The sequence below is a fragment of the Nonomuraea rubra genome, assembly GCF_014207985.1.
Lineage (GTDB): Bacteria > Actinomycetota > Actinomycetes > Streptosporangiales > Streptosporangiaceae > Nonomuraea > Nonomuraea rubra.
In genome coordinates, this window is sequence record NZ_JACHMI010000001.1 from 6953858 (window position 1) to 6971289 (window position 17432).

General features: G+C 71.8%; 13 protein-coding genes. 6 read left to right on the forward strand and 7 right to left on the reverse strand.

The window, feature by feature from the left end; translation table 11 throughout:
- Positions 1–65 precede the first annotated feature (65 nt).
- Together HD593_RS31800 and HD593_RS60530 are read right to left on the reverse strand one after the other, a co-directional pair.
- Positions 66–1319: a glycosyltransferase gene (locus HD593_RS31800; RefSeq protein ID WP_185105656.1), complete on the reverse strand. Its 1254-nt coding sequence runs from the start codon at positions 1317–1319 to the stop codon at positions 66–68.
- Positions 1316–1537, reverse strand: coding sequence for a TetR family transcriptional regulator (locus HD593_RS60530; RefSeq protein ID WP_221525093.1), 222 nt, complete (start codon positions 1535–1537; stop codon positions 1316–1318). The genes HD593_RS31800 and HD593_RS60530 overlap by 4 nt, the downstream gene beginning before the upstream one ends.
- Positions 1538–1757: 220 nt before the next feature.
- Here HD593_RS60530 and HD593_RS31810 point away from each other — a divergent pair, with 220 nt between their 5' ends.
- Together HD593_RS31810 and HD593_RS31815 are read left to right on the forward strand one after the other, a co-directional pair.
- A complete protein-coding gene (locus HD593_RS31810; protein ID WP_185105657.1) occupies positions 1758–2324 on the forward strand; it encodes a dihydrofolate reductase family protein in 567 nt (188 codons plus the stop codon).
- A 135-nt stretch (positions 2325–2459) separates the two neighbouring features.
- A complete protein-coding gene (locus tag HD593_RS31815) occupies positions 2460–4004 on the forward strand; it encodes a Gfo/Idh/MocA family protein (RefSeq protein WP_185105658.1) in 1545 nt (514 codons plus the stop codon).
- A gap of 134 nt (positions 4005–4138) precedes the next feature.
- Here HD593_RS31815 and HD593_RS31820 read toward each other — a convergent pair whose 3' ends face one another.
- Positions 4139–4450: a hypothetical protein gene (locus HD593_RS31820; RefSeq protein ID WP_185105659.1), complete on the reverse strand. Its 312-nt coding sequence runs from the start codon at positions 4448–4450 to the stop codon at positions 4139–4141.
- Positions 4451–4851: 401 nt separating this feature from the next.
- Between HD593_RS31820 and HD593_RS31825 the strand changes: the two genes are divergently transcribed.
- Complete coding sequence (locus tag HD593_RS31825) at positions 4852–5688, forward strand: hypothetical protein (RefSeq protein ID WP_185105660.1); 837 nt, start codon at positions 4852–4854, stop codon at positions 5686–5688.
- A gap of 154 nt (positions 5689–5842) precedes the next feature.
- Here HD593_RS31825 and HD593_RS31830 read toward each other — a convergent pair whose 3' ends face one another.
- Genes HD593_RS31830 through HD593_RS31845 form a run of 4 tightly spaced genes read right to left on the reverse strand, consistent with a single transcriptional unit; the run spans position 5843 to position 12072 of the window.
- A complete protein-coding gene (locus HD593_RS31830) occupies positions 5843–6850 on the reverse strand; it encodes a glycosyl hydrolase (RefSeq protein WP_185105661.1) in 1008 nt (335 codons plus the stop codon).
- Positions 6850–8124: a hypothetical protein gene (locus tag HD593_RS31835; RefSeq protein WP_185105662.1), complete on the reverse strand. Its 1275-nt coding sequence runs from the start codon at positions 8122–8124 to the stop codon at positions 6850–6852. Before HD593_RS31835 ends, HD593_RS31830 begins: the two co-directional genes overlap by 1 nt.
- On the reverse strand, positions 8121–9530 hold the full coding sequence (locus tag HD593_RS31840) for a glycosyl hydrolase (RefSeq protein ID WP_185105663.1): 1410 nt from the start codon (positions 9528–9530) through the stop codon (positions 8121–8123). Before HD593_RS31840 ends, HD593_RS31835 begins: the two co-directional genes overlap by 4 nt.
- A 16-nt stretch (positions 9531–9546) precedes the next feature.
- Positions 9547–12072 carry a cellulase family glycosylhydrolase gene (locus HD593_RS31845; RefSeq protein WP_185105664.1) on the reverse strand — a complete coding sequence of 842 codons (2526 nt, stop codon included), beginning with the start codon at positions 12070–12072 and terminating at the stop codon, positions 9547–9549.
- A 301-nt stretch (positions 12073–12373) separates the two neighbouring features.
- Between HD593_RS31845 and HD593_RS31850 the strand changes: the two genes are divergently transcribed.
- The 3 genes from HD593_RS31850 (at position 12374) to HD593_RS31860 (ending at position 17403) form a co-directional block, all read left to right on the forward strand.
- Positions 12374–14845 carry a glycoside hydrolase family 2 protein gene (locus HD593_RS31850; protein WP_185105665.1) on the forward strand — a complete coding sequence of 824 codons (2472 nt, stop codon included), beginning with the start codon at positions 12374–12376 and terminating at the stop codon, positions 14843–14845.
- Positions 14842–15882, forward strand: coding sequence for a LacI family DNA-binding transcriptional regulator (locus tag HD593_RS31855; RefSeq protein WP_185105666.1), 1041 nt, complete (start codon positions 14842–14844; stop codon positions 15880–15882). Before HD593_RS31850 ends, HD593_RS31855 begins: the two co-directional genes overlap by 4 nt.
- Before the next feature lie 213 nt (positions 15883–16095).
- Positions 16096–17403: an ABC transporter substrate-binding protein gene (locus tag HD593_RS31860; RefSeq protein ID WP_185105667.1), complete on the forward strand. Its 1308-nt coding sequence runs from the start codon at positions 16096–16098 to the stop codon at positions 17401–17403.
- Positions 17404–17432: the final 29 nt, after the last annotated feature.

Sequence of the window (17432 nt, forward strand, 5' to 3'; positions counted from 1 at the left end):
GGTGTGATGGACGAGACGCGGGCCCGGACAGCCGGGCCCGGCGGCCAGGGCACGTCCGGCGATGCTCATGACAGCGACTCCAGGATCGTGACGGCGCGGCGTGCTCCGTCCTCGGCCCGGATGAGGTGGCCCAGGCGTCCGGCGTTCTCCTCCAGGTCCAGGGCCTGGCCGATGGCTGCGGCGAGCCCTTCGGCGGTGAGCCGCCGCTGGGGCTGAGGCGGCGGCGCGACACCGGCCGCGTACGTGCGGGCGGCCCAGAACGGCTGGTCGGCCACGAACGGGCAGACCACCTGCGGCCGGCCGGCGGCCAGCGCGGCGCCCGTGGTGCCGCTGCCGCCGTGGTGGACGATCGCGGCCATGCGCGGGAACAACCAGTCGTGCGGCGCCTGGTCCAGCACGAAGACGCCGTCCGGCAGGTCGTCCACCCGCAGGCCGCCCCACCCGGACGCCAGCACCGCCCGCACCCCCGCTCGCCGCACGGCCCCGGCCACCACCCGCCCCACCCGCGCGGGGTCGTTGCCCGCCATGCTGCCGAACCCGATGTACACCGGCCTGTCCCCTGCCGCCAGGAACGCCGCCAGCTCCGCCGAGGGCGTCCAGCCGGGCGGCGCGGGCAGGAACCAGAAGCCGGTGGTGTGCACCGAGCGCGGATAGTCGAGCCCGTCCGGCAGCACGTGCGTGCTGAAACCCTGCAGCACCGTGGCCGGGCCGCCGTCCGGGCGGCGCAGGAAGTCGTGCCGGCCGCGCCGCCGGGGCAGGCCCAGCCGTTCGGCGCGCAGCCGGTCGGCGATGCCGCCGAAGGAGCGCAGCATCAGCTTGATCGCCAGGTACGAAGCCCGGTTGAGCGCCTTCGGCAGCGGCACCGGCAGCATCGGGTTGCGGAAGGTGGCGGTCGGCACCCACACCGGTTGCAGCGCGGCGGGCACCGCGGGCACGCCGAGCCATTCGGCGAAGTGGTGGGCGGGGATGCCCGGCGCGTGCACCACGAGATCCGCGCCCGCTTCCGCCACGCCTGCCATGTCGTCGAACACCTTCGCCAGGAGCGGCTTGCTGCGGCGCATCACCTCCAGTGCGACCTTCTTGCCGCGGAGCCCCCGGTAGTTGCTCTCGATCGCCTCACGGATCCCGGGGTCGTCGATGAGCTTGTTCGTCCCGTCGTCCACGGGTGCGAAGGTGATCCCGTGCGGCTCGGCCAGGGCGGCCATCGCCGCCGGAGCGGCCAGCACCGCCTCGTGCCCGGCCCGCCGCAGCGCGAGTGCCAGCCCGGCATACGGCTGCACGTCGCCGTGCGTGCCGTGGGTGAGGATGAGGACCTTCATCGCCGCCTCCTGACCTCGTCCCACGCCGCCAGGGCGCGATCGTCGGCGAACACGCCCCGGGTCGTCGCTCGGCCGCGCCCGCCCCTCCCGTATGCCCCAGCCCGAGTCGCGACCGCCCGCAGGCTGACCCGGCCCACACCCTCCGCGCCGAACAGCTCCAGGGCCGCGTTCCTGATCCGGGCACGCGCCGTGAGATCGGCATCCTCGCTTGACCGCATGCTCAGCATACTAACCAAGTGGTCAGCCGTTTGCTCCGCGTCCGGGACCACAACGCCTGATGCGGCACGCCATGCCGCTCCCCATGCCGCTCCCGATGCCGCTCCCCATGCCCGCCCCTCCCCCCGCGCCATGCGCGCGATGTCGAAGGCGCGCGTCCGGCTCCGACCTTCTGGTGACGGCGCCGGACGGCGGCGCCCGCGCAAGGAAGGACGGCTCGCGATGAGCAAAGTGATTCTGGACGTGTCGGTGTCCCTCGACGGCTTCACGGCGGGTCCCGACGTCCGCCCGGAAGAGCCGATGGGGGACGGCGGCGAGCGGCTGCACGAGTGGATGGGCAACGCCTCGCCGGTCGACCAGGACATGCGGCGGCAGGTGGACGCGGCGGTCGGAGCCGTCGTCATCGGCCGGCACACGTTCGACCTCGGCCTGCGCCCGTGGGGCGGCACCCCGTGGCCCGGCGTGCCCAGCTTCGTGGTCACCCACCGCACCAGGGAGGACCTGCTCGGCGACAACGGCGGGACGTTCGCCTTCGACGGCCTGGAGGCCGCCGTCCGCCGCGCCAGGGAGGCCGCGGGCGACAAGCACGTCATCGTCATGGGCGCGGACGTCGCCCGGCAACTGCTGCGGGCGGGCCTGCTCGACGAGATCTGGCTGCACATCGCGCCCGTGCTGCTGGGCGGCGGCACGCGCCTGTTCGACGGGGAGCAGGTGGAGCTCGTCCCGGTGGAGGCGGTCGCGGGTGGAGCGTTCGTGCCCCACGTGCGTTACCGCGTCCGCAACGCCTGACGCCGCGCCCGGGCGCCGCGCGCTCCTGTGCCGCGGCGCCTCTCTTGCCCGCGAGCGACGGACGATCGATACTGCCCATAACCGGGGGGAAAGCGCCAGGCATCAGCACCGTCCACCGAGCAGGGAGTGATCGCTGTGGCCGCTCCGCACCGCTACGTCCCCTCACGCCGCGACCTGCTGAGGTCCGGCATCTCGCTCGGCGCCGCCACGAGTGTCGGCGGCGCCGGCGCCGCCCACGCCTCGACCGCCTGGGAACCGCCGCGCGCCCAGGGCGAGCGCGGCATGGTGAACGTGCCGTTCGAGGGTTTCGAGAACGTCCGGGTCGGGCTCATCGGCCTCGGCAACCGGGGCGGGAGCCAGGACGTGCGCTGGGGCGCCGTCTCCACGGTCACCGCCGTGTGCGACATCCGTCCGGAACGGGTCAGCCGCACCATCGCCCGCATCATGCAGCAGGGCTTCCAGGACGTCGAGCCGGTCGGCTACTCCGCGGGCGAGCAGGACTTCCTCAAGCTCGTCCAGCGCGACGACATCGACCTGATCTACGTCGCCACCCCGTGGGAATGGCACTACCCGCAGGCCAGGGCGGCCATGGAGCACGGCAAGCACGTCGCGGTCGAGCTGCCGATCTCCCCGCACCTGGACGAGATCTGGAGCCTGGTGCGCACGTCCGAGCGGACCCGCAAGCACTGCATGCTCCTGGAGAACGTCAACTACTTCCGTCCCGAGCTGCAGATGTTCAACATGGTCCAGGCGGGGCTCTTCGGCGAGCTGCAGCACGGCTCCGGCGGCTACGTCCACGACCTGCGCTGGCCGTACCTGTTCGGCGGCGCCTACCACCCCGAGCACTGGCGGCGGCGCTGGCAGACCCGGATGAACGCCTTGCACTACCCGATGCACGGCCTGGGGCCCGTCTCGGCCGCCATGGGCATCAACCGCGGGGACCGCTTCGACGAGCTGGTCGCCGTGGCCTCCCTGCCCAAGGCGCTGGCCCTGTTCCGCGAGGAGGACCCGCGGGTGACCCCGGATCACTCGTCCTGGCAGGACAGGCCGTACATCTCGGGCGACCGGCACACCTGCTTCGTCACCACCGCCCGCGGCCGGTTCATCCGGGTCGAGCACGACGTGAACTCCCCCCACCCGTACACCAGGGAGACCACGCTCACCGGCACCCGGGGGTCGATCGAGCTCGACAACGCCCGGGTCTACCTCGAATCGCTCGGCCACGACGACCACACGTGGCGGACCGGCAACGCCTACACCGCCATCCGCCAGCAGTACGACCACTGGTTATGGCCGTTGCTGGAAAGGCTGGCCGACCAGTACGGCGGGCACGGCGGCGGCGATTTCGTGTCCATCTTCCGCCTCGTCCAGCTGATGCGGCTCGGGATGACGCCCGACATCGACGTCTACGACTCGGCGGCGTGGTGCTCGGTGATCCCGCTCAGCCACGAGTCGCTGAGGTCCGGCCACCTGCGCCCGGTCAAGGTGCCCGACTTCACCCGCGGCCACTGGAAGGAGGCCCGCCCCACCTTCGACCGCCCGCAACCGGAGGACCCGCAGCTCAGGGCCGGCTCGACCGCCCGTCGCCGCGCCACCGGGATCATCGAGCCGGGCAGCAGCGAAGCGAACGGGGACGCCGACCCCGCACCGGGCGCCCGCAGCGGCCAGGAAGGCGACTGACCTGACCCGGACGGCCAGTGACCGCCGGCGCGGAAACGGGCGGCGCAGGTGAGTGGAGTACGCCTGCCGGAAAACGCATCCAGTGCAGGTCAAGCGGCAGGTGAGCACTCGTGGAGGGGGCCGCCGAGACGGTCTCACCGGCGTATGTTCAGGTCGATGATGGTGCGCAGCCGACGGCGTGCCTGATGGCGGCTTCGGCGGCGGTCCTCGCGCCGGATGAAGTACGCCTCCCGTCCCCCGCTGAGGCCACCGCAGTCGAACAGGAAGTGGGCGGTGGCCTGCCAGTAGCAGCCGCTCGTCCGGCGGTTCAACGACGCGCTGTCCATGGTGATCTCGTCCGGCAGCGTGCACGGCCCGTACCGGTGATCGTGCGCGGGGCGGCAGGTCACCATCGGCGCGTCGGCCATCCGCACCCACCAGGGCCGGGTCTTGTCGGTCTTGCTCATACGGTCACCTTTCGGCTCCGTGACACCCCTGGCCGGGGCCGTCACTAGACCGGATGCACCGTGATCACCTCCGAGACTGCCGTGCGATGGGCAGGGACCGGGAGCGATGTCTGCCGCCCCGGCCCTGCCGCTGAACCTGATCGTCACGCTACCGCGCATATGGCTCACGACGCGCGCCCGGCCCGGAGAACATCCCCCGCTGCACAAGATCGCCCCCACCAAGGCAGGGACGTCACCCCATGGTGGTGGCCACACGCATCTCCTCGCGCTCCGAACCCGAACCGGCGCTCTCACGTCATACGAAGTGAGTCCGAATTGACCAGCCGGTGGGGAGATCCCGCTGGCTTCTTGGCTCACGGGCGGCACACACGGGCCGCCCATCAGGGGGATGGGGGAACAAGATGATCACACCTTTTCGTCGTCATCCGGGCCGCCTGGGCGCCCGGCGGATGATGGCCGTCGTGCTGGGTGCGGGGCTCGTCCTGGCGGGGGGCGGCTCAGGGCCGGCCTCCGGGACCGCGTTCCGAACGACGTCGTCCGAGCTGAGCGCCACGACCGCCGCCGTACCGTCGTCGTCCGGCGCCTGGGGCGGCACACGGCCCGGGCCCGTGCTGGTCGCCGGGCACTACCAGCCGGTCTGGCCCTTCGGGGACCTGGCCGAGGTGCGCGCCTGGCAGCGAGCCCACGACAAGAGCGGGAAGGACGCCTGGCATCTCGACCCCGGCAAGACCGCGTTGCGCTTCACCCGCGACCTTCTCCGCTTCAAGGAGATCAACGTCGAGGTGGGCAGATCGGTGCAAGGCCGGCACGCCCGGGTCAAGGTCGGCTACCGCAGCTCCGAATCCGGCCGGCCGGCCGTGGCCGCGGTGGTGCACCTGGTCCGGTTCGGGGACGGCGAGAACGCGCCGTGGGAGGTCGTCGGCACCGATGACGAGCAGCTGTCTCTGACGACGCCCGCGTACGGCTCGGCGGTCCGCTTCCCTGTGACGGTGGGCGGCAAGATCAGGGGCGTGGACGAAAGCCTGCGGGTTCAGGCGCTGCGACGGCATCCGGCCCGCGTCCTGGGCAGCTCGTGCTGCGAACCCGCCGGCGGGGTCGAAACCGCGCAGCCGTGGCGGGTCAAGCTCAACCTGTCTTCGAAGGCGAAGCGGGGCGAGGTGCTGACTCTGGTCGTCTGGACCGGCGGCCACGTCGCCGACGTCGAGCGATTCGCGATCACCGCGGTACGCGCCGCATGACCCGCACCGCATGCGGAGGAAGCCGTCGCCGCCGCATGCGGAGGAAGAGGAGAGCGCGTCAACTCCGGCGGCCTTCGCGTTCCCCACGGGCCGACCGGTCCGGTGTGAAAGCGTGCGGCGGTCTCCCCCGCTCGGGGATACCGCCGCACCCCCGTCACCCCTCCGGAAGGATCCGGACGGTCGCCGTGGCGGGAGCGCTCGCGCGGTACCCCCTGCCCGGCAGCAGTGTGACCGTGACCGTGCGCCCGGCCGGCGAGTGCCCGCGCCGGTCGAGCACCCGGACCGTCTCGGTGGCCGTGGTCCGGCCGGCCTGGAACGTGACGCGCCCGTCGAGCGGCGCGTAGTCCCGGCCGGCCCGCGTGTCACGGTCGTCGCGGACGGCGTAGCGCACGGTCAGCTCCTCGCCCGCGGAGTGCGCGGGGCGGACGAACGTGAGGACCGCGTCGGTGGCGGGCTCGCGGGCGTCCGACGTGGCCTCCGCGGAGACGCGCGGCAGGGCGTCGATGGCGTTGCGCCGGGCGGCCAGGCGCGGCACGCCGGCGGCGCCGATGCTGTGGTGGTAGAACTCGGCCATCGCCTCCGGAGTGTTGTGGTTCCAGGTGCGCACGCCCCACGGCATGGCGAGCGTCCAGTCCGGCTGGGCCGCCTGCTCGGCCCGCGACGGGAAGACGAACGTCTCGCCGATGATCATCGGCTTGCCGTCGCGCCTCGCGATCGACCGCGCCTGCTCGTAGTGGCGGGCCGCGTAGCCCTCGGGGTCGTAGAAGTCCACCGACAGCACGTCGTAGTAGTCCTTGCCGGGGCTGAAGGAGGACCAGTCGCCGGCGTCGTACTCGGCCAGGCCGCCCTCGAGGCCCTCGTAGCGGTCGAACTTCGGGTCGCCGTCGGCCCAGCCGTAGTTGTCCGGCAGGTCCTGGACGTTCCACACCCAGACGATGTTGGACAGCCCCTTCTCGACCTCCAGGTAGTCGTGGAACATCCGGTACAGCCCCGCGCTGCCGGTCAGTCCCGGCCGGCCGCCCCACCAGAACACGTGCTGGTTCATCTCGTGGAAGGGCCGCAGCAGCACGGTCACGCCGGCGTCCTCCAGCTGCTGGAGGTAGCGGGCGTACTCGTCCATGCGCCGCTTCCAGCTGAGGTTGAGCGGGCTGCCGTCGGTCATCAGCTCCTTCCACTGGTCGTTGTAGAGGTAGCTGAAGATCCGGTTCGGGCCGGGCAGCGTCTCGTGCGCCTGGTCGCCGCCCCAGCCGCCCTCAAGCGCTCCTGCGCGACGGTGTACTGCGGGGGCGAGACGTGGAACATGATCTGCACGAGGCCGCCGCCGGCCCACTGCCGCCTCACCTCGTCGATCATGTTCTGCCGGTACGGCACGGTGCCGCCGGTCAGGAAGTCCGCGCTGTAGAGGGCCGGGTACACGCCGAACTGGTTCGCCACCCGCTGGTGCAGCACGTCGGCGTTGAGCGGGTCGGCGTACGACTGGTCGTGGTGCATGGCCGCGAGCATGCCCCTGCCGGTCAGGCCCTTCAGGTAGGCGGTCACGTCCACGCGCGGCGGCAGGTTGCGCACCCGGAGGCGCAGGCTCACGTCCTGGTCCACGGTGAACGTGACGCCGTTCTGGTGCAGCTTGAGCTGCTGGAGCCGGACGAGCGCGCTGCCGTTGCCGGCGAAGTCGCCCTTGGGGGCGAACCGGTCGCCGGAGGAGGGCAGGACGGCCGCGTTGTCCGAGGTGTAGCGCGCCTGCACGATCCGCGCGCCGGCCGGCAGCACGGCGGCGGCGTTCAGCGCGGTGACGAGGTTGCCGACCCGGTCGGCCGTCAGCGCGCCGCCGGGGAAGGAGACCTCCGGCACGTACGGCTTCTCGTCGAAGACGAGCTCGATCTCGTCCACCGTGATGCGTCCCTCCCGGACGTCGCCGACCTGGTTGACGTAGAGGGCGAACGACGTGATCCCCGCCGTGTTGATCGTCCCCGTGCCCGTCTTGGGGGTGAACGACCCGATCGGGATCGTCAGGTGCTGCGGCTGCGCCGAGGCCGGGTCGAAGCCGGGCACCGCGTTCAGGTGCGCCTCGTAGGAGGCCCCGTCGGAGAGCTGCAGCAGCACGTCCTGGCCGGGCGTGGCGTTGGCGACCCACAGCTCGACGGCCCGCAGGCCGGGCCAGTAGCCGTTCACCGGCCGGGAGCGGCCCGAGTAGCCGCCGGTCAGCGTATAGGACAGCGCCATCGCGTTGCCGAGCCCGGCGCCGAACGGCGAGGGCACGAGCGTGGCGGTGTTCGTCCCGCCGTTGGGGTTCGGCGCGTACGCGGCCGACAGGCGGGCGCTGTCGGCGTAGGTGGAGAAGTCGTCCAGCTGCTCCCGGTAGGAGTCCGCGGCCTGCGCGGCCGGGACGGCCGCGCAGAGCGTGAGGAGGGTCAGCAGGACGGTGAGCACCTTCCTCATGCGGGCAGGGTCCACTTCTGGTTGGCGTTGGTGGTGCAGCTCCAGATCTGCAGCGCGGTGCCGTCGGCCGAGCTCTGCCCGGTCGCGTCCAGGCACCTGCCGGTGGCCGCGCTGGTCAGGCGCTGGGTGGCGGAGTCGTAGGTCCACCGCTGGTTGGCGTTGCCGCTCGTGCAGTCCCAGATCTGCACCTTCGTTCCGTCGGCGTTGACCCCGCCGGCCACGTCGAGGCACTTGCCCAGCGCGCGGATGGTCCCGTCGGAGCCGACCGTCCACGCCTGCGCGCTGCCGTTGGCGTCACAGGTGTAGAGCTGCACCTTGGTGCCGTTGGCGGGGTTGGCGGCGGCCACGTCGACGCACTTGCCGCCGAGTCCCCTGATCTTCCCGGTCCTCGTCGTGCCGCCGCCTCCGCCGGTGATGGCGAACTCGCCGCGGTTGTACACCCGCGGGCCGAAGTAGCTGGCCTGCACGCTCGCGTTGGTGTTGTACGACGGGTCGGTCAGCCACTCCGCCCACACCATGAACCAGGTCCAGCGCGGCTGGGCGTCGAGCAGCGCGGGGCTGGGGGCGCGGCCCACCTCGGCCAGGGAGATCGGCTTGCCGCCGGCCACGCCGAGCATCGCCTGGTAGTCGGAGGAGGAGGGCTCCAGCTTGGCCCACACGTCGAGCGAGGCCACGTCCGCGTACGACGAGCCGGGCCAGTACTCGCCGATCGAGCCCATGGAGACGTCCTTGACGTTCCAGACCCACACGAGGTTCGTCAGCCCCTGGGACGTCAGGTAGTCGTAGGTGATCTGGTACAGCTTCCTGCTGCCCGACGCGCCCGGCCGGCCGCCCCACCAGGACCAGCCGTCGTTCATCTCGTGGATGGGCCGCCACAGCACCGGCACCCCGGCGTTCTGGAGTTGGCGCAGATAGGGCACGGCCTCGGCGAGCCGGCTCTTGAAGGCGTTGTTGAGGCTCGTGCCGCTGGTGACGAGCTGGCTCCACTGGCTGTCGGACAGGTGGCTGAGCACGCCCGCCGAGTCCCAGCCGCAGGTGGAGCCGGTGGTGGGCGGGCACATGTGCCAGGTCAGGGTCACGACCGAGCCGCCCTGCCACTGGCGGATGGCCTCGTTGATCATCGTCTGGCGGCTGGCGACGTCGGAGGAGGCGAACAGGAAGTCGCCGCCCCACAGGCCGGGGGTCTGGCCGGTGATGCTCTGGGCGACGCGGGTGTACTTGGTGGGGTCGCTGTTGGGCTCGCGGTTGTGCTGGCCCGACAGGGTGTACCGGCCGGAGATCCCGTTCAGGAAGCTGATCAGGCCGGCCCGGGTGGCGGCGGGGAAGGCCAGTGCGGGCGTGGCCAGGCTCGCGACGGTGGCCAGGGCCACCGCCAGGGTCAGTAAGAGGCTGCGGGGGGTGCGCATGGGGGGGTTCCCCTTCCTACGGGGCGGGATAGGCGGTGACCTGGTCGACGGTGAGCGCGCCGGTGCCCGGCCCGCCGCCGACGTAGAACGACAGTTGCTCGAAGCGGGTCACGTCGAGCGGGCCCGCGCCGGCCCAGCTCGGGTGGTCGAACTCGGTGAACGGGATGCGCACCACGCCGTTCGGTGCGGCGTCGAGGGTGTGCTCGAAGTAGACGCCGCCGGTGACGAACTGGACGGTGATCTTCGCGGCCGCGCCGGTCTGGGCGAGCCGCAGTTCGAGGCCGTGCTGCCCCCACACGTCCAGGGCCGGGGAGAACGTACGGATGACGCCCGCGTAGCCGGCGCCGCCGAGCGTGTAGTCCAGCCGCATGCCCTGGCCGGGCAGCAGCGACGGGGTGATCTGGTCGCCGCCGGGGTTGCGCGCGTAGGCGGCGGCGAGCTGGGCCGAGTCCGCGTAGCCCGTGAAGTCGTCCACGACGGCGGGGGCGGTGGGCAGCGGGCGGGTGGCGAAGGTGGACACCGCGCCGTGGGTGCGGCCGGCCGCGTTGACCGCGGTGATCCGCCAGTAGTAGGTGACGCCGGGTTCGAGCTCCCCGGACGGCCTGTGCTCCGTCCCGGTGATCGCGGTGGCCGACAGCACGGGGTCGCTCAGGTCGGCGTGCTCGGAGACGGTGAGCGTGTAGAGGCCCGTGCCCGCGGCCGGGCTCCAGGTGAACGCCGGGGTGCCCAGCACGTCACGGGCGCCGGGAGCCGGGGTGAGCGGCGCGGGGGCGGCTGGAGGCGCGGTGACGGGAGCGGGGTCGGCCGACCAGAGGGTGGCGCGGGTCAGCCCCTTGCCGCCGCTCCAGAGCACGCGGACGTGCCCGGCGCCGCCGATCTCGGCCGTCACCTGGCCGTCGCCCCTCCCGTGCCGCACGTCACCGCTCTCGTGCCGCACGGTGTCGGTCTCGTCCCGCACGGTGTCGGTCTCGTGCCGCACGGTGCGCCAGGCGGAGCCGTCGTCGGAGACCTGCACCTTTATACGCGGCCGGCCCGCCACGTCGAAGCGCACCCGTTGCAGCCCGGGGCGGCTCCACGACATCCAGGCCTCGCCGTCGGCGACGGCCGCGGCCGGGGTGATGGTGACGTTCTCGTGGCCGCCGGCCAGGTCCGTCGTCTGCAGCGGGTCGACGAGCACGACCTGCGAGCGGGCGACCCGCACCGGCTCCGAAGCGGTGCCGCGGCGGCCGTCCCGATCGACCGGGACGACCCGGTAGGTGACCTCGCCCGTCGCTCCCGGGTCGATCCACGGCGTCTGGTTGTCGGTGAGCAGCCCCTGGTGGGCGGCGCTCCACCGGCCACGCCGCAAGCGCTCCACGACGTAGCCGGCGGCGCCGGCCGCGCCGCGCCAGCGCAGCTCGTTGAGCCCGCCGCGCTTGTCCACCTGGGTGATGAGCGGCGGCCCGACGCGCGCGGGGCGGCCGCTCGGCGGGGAGACCTGCTCGGCGAAGGCGACCTGCGCCTCGACGGAGGCCCGCATGCGCTCGTCGTCGCCGGGATAGTGCAGGGTGAAGCCGTCGTCGTGCTGGACGAAGCCGCCCCGGTCGTGGTGACCGAACAGCGACCACGACAGCAGGCCGGTGACGTTGCGGTCCGCGGCGAGCGGGGTGAGCAGTTCCTTGGTGGCCGCGGTGGAGGCGTACTCGCCGGCGATGTAGACCTTGCCCGCGCCGGTCACCGTGGCCGCGTCGGCGCCGACCCGCTCGGCCGTCGGCGGGTAGTAGTGCACGTCCACGATGTCCACGCCGGGCGCGGCGAGCGTGTCGGGGTCGAGGTCGAAGCGGCGGCCGGCCGCGATGAGCTGGCGCGGCGCCCACTGGCGGAACTTGACGGCGTTGGTGTTGATCCAGTCGAGGGTCATGCCCTCCAGTTCGTTGCCGAACTCCCAGGCCATGATCGTGGGGTCGGCGTTGTAGGCCTTGCCCGTCAGCGGGTTGACCCGGCGCATCACGTGCTCGGCATAGGCCTGGTAGTCGGCGATCACCCGCTCGTCGGTGTAGAACGCCTCCGACGGCAGGCCGTAGGGCTCGGTGAAGTCGCGGTGACCGCCGTGGTAGTAGGACCACTCGTCGGTCAGCGGCAGGATCAGGCGCAGGCCGATCGAGCCGGCGTACGCGATCGCGTAGTCCACCGTCGCGAACGCCTCGTCGTTGAAGCCCGCCTCCTTCGAGGGCAGGATCGACAGGGGGTTGCCGGTGGAGGCCAGCATGTGCGAGCGCACCACGGTCATGCCCATGGCCTTGGCCGTGTCGAGGGCGTCCCGGATGCGGAAGAAGGTCGGGTAGGCGACGCCGCCGACGTTCTCGTCCAGGCCGAGCCAGTAGATGTTGGTGCCGGCGAAGCGGAACGGCTTGCCGTCGAGGTCGAGGCGGGAGTCCGAGCGGGTCACGAACCGGGTGTTCAGCGAGGTCAGGTCCGCTGGGGCGGGGGCAGCGTGCGCGGGCGGGGCCAGGGAGAGGACCAGGACGACCGCGGCGAGGCTCGCCCATCGGAGGGATCGCATGGGGCAGGGCCTTTCTCGGATTCGGCTGAACGATTGCTTTACCGAATAAGTGCCCTGAAGATAGAGCTCGCGTGACAACAGTGTCAACGACCGGGAACGCCCAAGAAACGGTCGCTTAACGTCCGGCTGACCCGGTTCAGCGGCGCCTGCCACCGGGAGGTCAGCAGGGGTCCTGAGCGGCCTCCGCGACCTGGTGGTTTAGCCGGAACCTAAAACGGTCTAGACACGTTCAGGTGGAAATCGCTACCTTGTCGGACGTCTGGGGGCGTTTGTCCCATTGTCATGATCAAGGAGCAGGCGGTTGACGAAGCAGAGTAGGTCGTTGGACTCGGGATGGACGCTCCGGCTGGCGGGCGGCGCGGCCCCCGCCGAGGTCGCCGGGCTCCGCGACGAGGCCGTGCCCGCCCAGGTGCCCGGCTGCGTGCACGCGGACCTCCTGGCGGCCGGGCTGATCCCCGACCCGTACCGTGATCTCAACGAGCTCGACGTGGCGTGGGCCGGCCGGGCCGACTGGCGTTATGACACCGCGCTGGCCGCGGCCCCGCCCGGCTTCGAGCGTACGGACCTGGTCTTCGACGGGCTCGACACCGTCGCCAGGGTGCTGCTGGACGGGCAGGAGCTGGGCCGGACCCGCAACATGCACCGCTCCTACCGGTTCGACGTGACCGGGCGCGTGCGCGACGGCTCGGCGCTGTCGGTGCTGTTCACCTCGGCCTACACCGAGGCCGAGTCGCTGCGCGAGCGCCTTGGCGCGCGGCCGAACGAGTACCCCGAGCCGTTCAACTACATCAGGAAGATGGCGGCGAGCTTCGGCTGGGACTGGGGGCCCACCCTCGTCACCGCCGGCATCTGGCGTCCGGTGCGGCTGGAGAGCTGGAGCACCGCCCGGCTGGCCTCGGTCAGGCCGCTGGTCACCGTCACCGGCGCGGACGGCAGGATCGAGGCGCACGTCGAGCTGGAACGCACCGCCTCCGGCGCGGGCCGCGAGCTGACGCTCACCATCGAGGCCGCCGGGCACACCGCCGTCCAGAACGTCTCCTCCGGCAGCGCGGTGATCGTGCTGGAGGTGCCGGGGGCCGAGCTGTGGTGGCCGCGCGGGTACGGCGACCAGCCCCTGTACGACTGCGTCGTCACCCTGTCCGACGCCGGCCGGGTCCTGGACCGGTGGGAGCGGCGCGTCGGGTTCCGCACGGTGGAGCTGGACCGCTCGCCCGACGAGCACGGCACCGCCTTCACCCTGAGCGTCAACGGGCAGCCGATCTTCGCCCGCGGCGTCAACTGGATCCCCGACGACGCCCTGCCCGCCCGCGTCACCCCCGAGCGCTACCGCCGCCGGCTGGTCCAGGCCGCCGAGGCCGGCGTGGACCTGGTCCGCGTCTGGGGCGGCGGCATCTACGAGGACCGCGCCTTCTACGACGCCTGCGACGAGCTCGGCCTGATGGTCTGGCAGGACTTCCTGTTCGCCTGCGCCGCCTACCCCGAGGAGCAGCCGCTGCGCGGCGAGATCGAGGCCGAGGCCCGCGAGAACGTCACCCGGCTCAGCCCGCACGCCAGCCTGGTGCTCTGGAACGGCAACAACGAGAACCTGTGGGGCTTTCGCGACTGGGGCTGGGAGCCCAGGCTGGCCGGCGACAGCTGGGGCGAGGGCTACTACCTCGGGCTGCTGCCGCGCGTGGTGGCCGAGCTGGACCCGACCCGCCCGTACCAGGCGGGCAGCCCCTGGTCGGGCTCGTGGGACCACCACCCCAACGACCCCGCGCACGGGCCCTCCCACTTCTGGGAGGCGTGGAACCGCCGCGACTACGGCGACTACCTCGGCCACGTGCCGCGCTTCGCCGCCGAGTTCGGCTGGCAGGCGCCGCCCGCCCACGCCACCCTGCGCGAATGGCTGGGCGACGACCCGCTGGCCTCCACCTCGCCCGGCATGCTGCACCACCAGAAGGCCGAGGACGGCAACGGCAAGCTCGACCGGGGCCTGGCCCACCACTTCACCGTCCCCGGCGACTTCGACCAGTGGCACTACCTCACCCAGGTCAACCAGGCCCGCGCCATCGCGACCGGCGTGGCCCACTGGCGCTCCCACTGGCCTGTCTGCGGCGGAACCGTCGTCTGGCAGCTCAACGACTGCTGGCCGGTGACCTCGTGGGCGGCGATCGACGGGGCCGAGCGGCTCAAGCCGCTCTACCACGAGCTGCGCCGCCTGTACGCCGACCGGCTGCTGACCTTCCAGAGCAGGGACGGCGCCCGCGTGCTGGCCGCCGACAACCAGTCGCCCGAGCCCTGGCAGGGCACCGCCGTCGTCCGCAGGCTGCGCGCCGACGGGACGGGCCTGGCCGAGGAGCACGTGCCGTTCACCGTGCCGCCGCGCTCGGTCGGGCTGCTGCCGCTGACGGCCGAGGTCGCCGAGATCAAGGACGCCGCGGGCGAGCTGCTCGTGGCCGACGCGGGCGGCCTGCGCGACGTCGTGCTCGGCGGGCCCGACAAGGAGTTCGGCTACCCGCCCGCCGAGCTCGACCTGCGCCTGGACGTCTCCGGCGGTACGCTCATGGTTGTGATCACCGCCCGCGCCTTCGTCCGCGATCTGCTGCTGCAGGCCGACCGGCTCGGCCCCGCGGCGACCGCCGACCGCGGGCTGGTCACGCTGCTGCCCGGCGAGAGCGTCACGATCACGGTGAGCGGCCTGCCCGCCGCCGACGCCGCGCGCCTCGACGCGGCCGGCGTACGGTCGGCGCTGTTCTGTGTCAACGCGGCGGAAGGAGCCTCCCGGCCATGAGAGCTGCCGCCCGCCCGGGCGGGAAGGTGACGATCGCCGAGGTCGCCGCGCGCGCCGGGGTGTCCAAGGGCTCCGTGTCGCTGGCGATGAACGACAAGCCGGGCGTGTCCGCGGCCACGCGGGAGAAGGTGTTCAAGGCCGCCCGCGAGCTGGGCTGGCTGCCCAACCAGGCCGCCCGCTCCCTGTCGTCGGCCTCGACGCAGGTCAGCAACGTGGGGCTGGTCATCGCCAGGCCGGCCCGCATGCTGGGGCTGGAGCCGTTCTACATGGAGTTCGTCTCCGGCATCGAGAGCGTGCTGGTCGAGCGGTCGTACTCGCTGCTGCTGCGGCTGGTGCACGACGTCGGCGAGGAGATCGGCGTCCTGGACGGCTGGGGCCGCAGCAAGCAGATCAGCGGCTCGATCATGGTCGACTTCACCCTCGACGACCCCCGCGTCGCGCCGATCGCGGCGCTGGGCCTGCCGGTGATCGCCGTCGGGCATCCCGACCTGACCGGCGGGCTGCCGTCGGTCTGGACCGACGACGGCGCGGCGGTCACCGAGGCGGTGCGTTACCTGGCGGCGCTCGGGCACCGGCGGCTCGCGCGGGTGGGCGGCCCCGCCACGCTCGGCCACAGCATGATCAGGAGCGAGGCGTTCGCCAAGGCGGTCGCCGACCTCAACCTGGAGCCCGGCCGGATCCTGCCCACCGACTTCTCCGGCGAGCAGGGCGCCCGCGCCACGCGGGCGCTGCTCGCCTCCGCCCAGCGGCCCACGGCCATCCTGTACGACAACGACATCATGGCCGTGGCCGGCCTGTCGGTGGCCACGGAGATGGGCGTGTCCGTGCCCGCCGAGCTGTCCCTGCTGGCCTGGGACGACTCCCAGCTCTGCCGGCTCACCCACCCGCCGCTGTCGGCCATGAGCCACGACGTCTTCGCCTTCGGGGCGGAGGTCACGCGCCGGCTCATGGACCTCATCGACAGCGGTCACGCCGAGGTGGGCGCGGTGCCGACGCCCGTGCTCGTCCCGCGCGGCACCACCGCCAGGGCCCGCTGACCCACCCGCTTTCCGGGCGCGGCTTCCGCATGCCCTCTGGTGACTAAACCGCTCTAGTAGTTGTTTTCCCAGTTCAACCCATATCTCGATCGACGTTCGCACTGAACACCTTGTAACGGTTATGTATCTTCAGTGCTTCGTCCCTTTTACGCCTAAACGCGACATGCCACTGTTCACCGCAACCACGGTGCTTCCCTTAGGAGATGGTGTGAGATGCGCAGACTTGCGCTGACCGGTCTGGCCCTCGCGGTGACCGCGGCGCTGGCCGCCGCCTGCGGCGGCAGCGGAAAGAGCACGGCGCCCGCCACGGCGGCGAGCGACCCGTCGAAGGTCTCCGGCGAGATCACCGTACTGACCAACCGCACCGACCTGGTGAACGACGGCACGATGAAGAAGTACGCCGACGACTTCGCCAAGGTCTACCCCGGCGTCCAGGTCAAGTTCGAGGCGATCACCGACTACGAGGGCGAAGTCAAGATCCGCATGAACACCGAGAACTACGGTGACGTGCTGCTGATCCCGAACGTGATCGCCAAGGGCGACTACCCCAAGTTCTTCGCCCCCCTCGGCTCGGCCGCCGAGCTGTCGAAGAAGTACAAGTTCACCCAGTCCGGCACTGTGAATGACCAGGTGTACGGCATCGTCTCCTTCGCCTCGGCCAACGGCTTCGTCTACAACAAGGACCTGTGGGCCAAGGCCGGCGTCACCGAGTGGCCCAAGACGCCGGAGGAGTTCCTCGCCGCGCTGAAGGCCGTCAAGGACAAGACCGGCGCCACCCCGCTCTACACCAACTACAAGGACGGCTGGCCGCTCAGCAACTGGACCAACGGCAACGGCTCGGTCACCTGCGACACCAAGGCCGAGACGGCGATGACCACCGGGGACCCGTGGGCCCCGGGCAAGGACCTCAACGTCATCGACTCCCTGCTGTTCAACGCCGTGCACCAGCAGCTCACCGAGAAGGACCCGACCACCACCAACTGGGAGGACTCCAAGAAGTTCATCGCCACCGGCAAGATCGGCGCCATGTGGCTCGGCTCCTGGGCGATCCCGCAGATGCAGGCCGCCGCCACCACGGCCGGCCAGAGCGCGGACTCCATCGCCTTCATGCCCTTCCCCTCCCAGGCCGGCGGCTCGTTCTGCTCGGTGCTCAACCCCGACTACCAGTACGCCGTCAACAGCCACTCCCAGAACAAGGCTGCGGCGCGGGCCTGGCTCGACTGGTTCGTCGACAAGTCCGGCTTCTCCGCCACCAACCAGGGCGTCTCACCCGTCACGTCCGACCCGCTGCCCTCGGCGCTGAAGCCGTACAGCGACGCCGGCGTCAAGCTCATCGAGCTGGAGACCGACCAGCGCATCCTGGTCGACAACATCGACAAGGAATCAGAGGTCGGGATCAAGTCGCCCGACTACCGGCAGAAGCTCATCGACGTCGCCCGCGGGGCCGCCAAGGGCGACCTGAACAGCGTGCTCGCCGACCTGTCCGCCCGATGGAAGGCCGGCCAGCAGTCCGCCGCCTGACACTCCCCGCTCGCGGTGCCGGCCCGACC

Coding starts and splice junctions, on each gene's coding strand:
- HD593_RS31855 (WP_185105666.1), top strand. CDS start 14,842: ATGAGAGCTGCCGCCCGCCCGGGCGGGAAGGTGACGATCGCCGAGGTC.
- HD593_RS31830 (WP_185105661.1), bottom strand. CDS start 6,850: ATGACCGACGGCAGCCCGCTCAACCTCAGCTGGAAGCGGCGCATGGAC.
- HD593_RS31800 (WP_185105656.1), bottom strand. CDS start 1,319: ATGAAGGTCCTCATCCTCACCCACGGCACGCACGGCGACGTGCAGCCG.
- HD593_RS31820 (WP_185105659.1), bottom strand. CDS start 4,450: ATGAGCAAGACCGACAAGACCCGGCCCTGGTGGGTGCGGATGGCCGAC.
- HD593_RS31845 (WP_185105664.1), bottom strand. CDS start 12,072: ATGCGATCCCTCCGATGGGCGAGCCTCGCCGCGGTCGTCCTGGTCCTC.
- HD593_RS31860 (WP_185105667.1), top strand. CDS start 16,096: ATGCGCAGACTTGCGCTGACCGGTCTGGCCCTCGCGGTGACCGCGGCG.
- HD593_RS31810 (WP_185105657.1), top strand. CDS start 1,758: ATGAGCAAAGTGATTCTGGACGTGTCGGTGTCCCTCGACGGCTTCACG.
- HD593_RS60530 (WP_221525093.1), bottom strand. CDS start 1,537: ATGCGGTCAAGCGAGGATGCCGATCTCACGGCGCGTGCCCGGATCAGG.
- HD593_RS31840 (WP_185105663.1), bottom strand. CDS start 9,530: ATGCGCACCCCCCGCAGCCTCTTACTGACCCTGGCGGTGGCCCTGGCC.
- HD593_RS31825 (WP_185105660.1), top strand. CDS start 4,852: ATGATCACACCTTTTCGTCGTCATCCGGGCCGCCTGGGCGCCCGGCGG.
- HD593_RS31835 (WP_185105662.1), bottom strand. CDS start 8,124: ATGAGGAAGGTGCTCACCGTCCTGCTGACCCTCCTCACGCTCTGCGCG.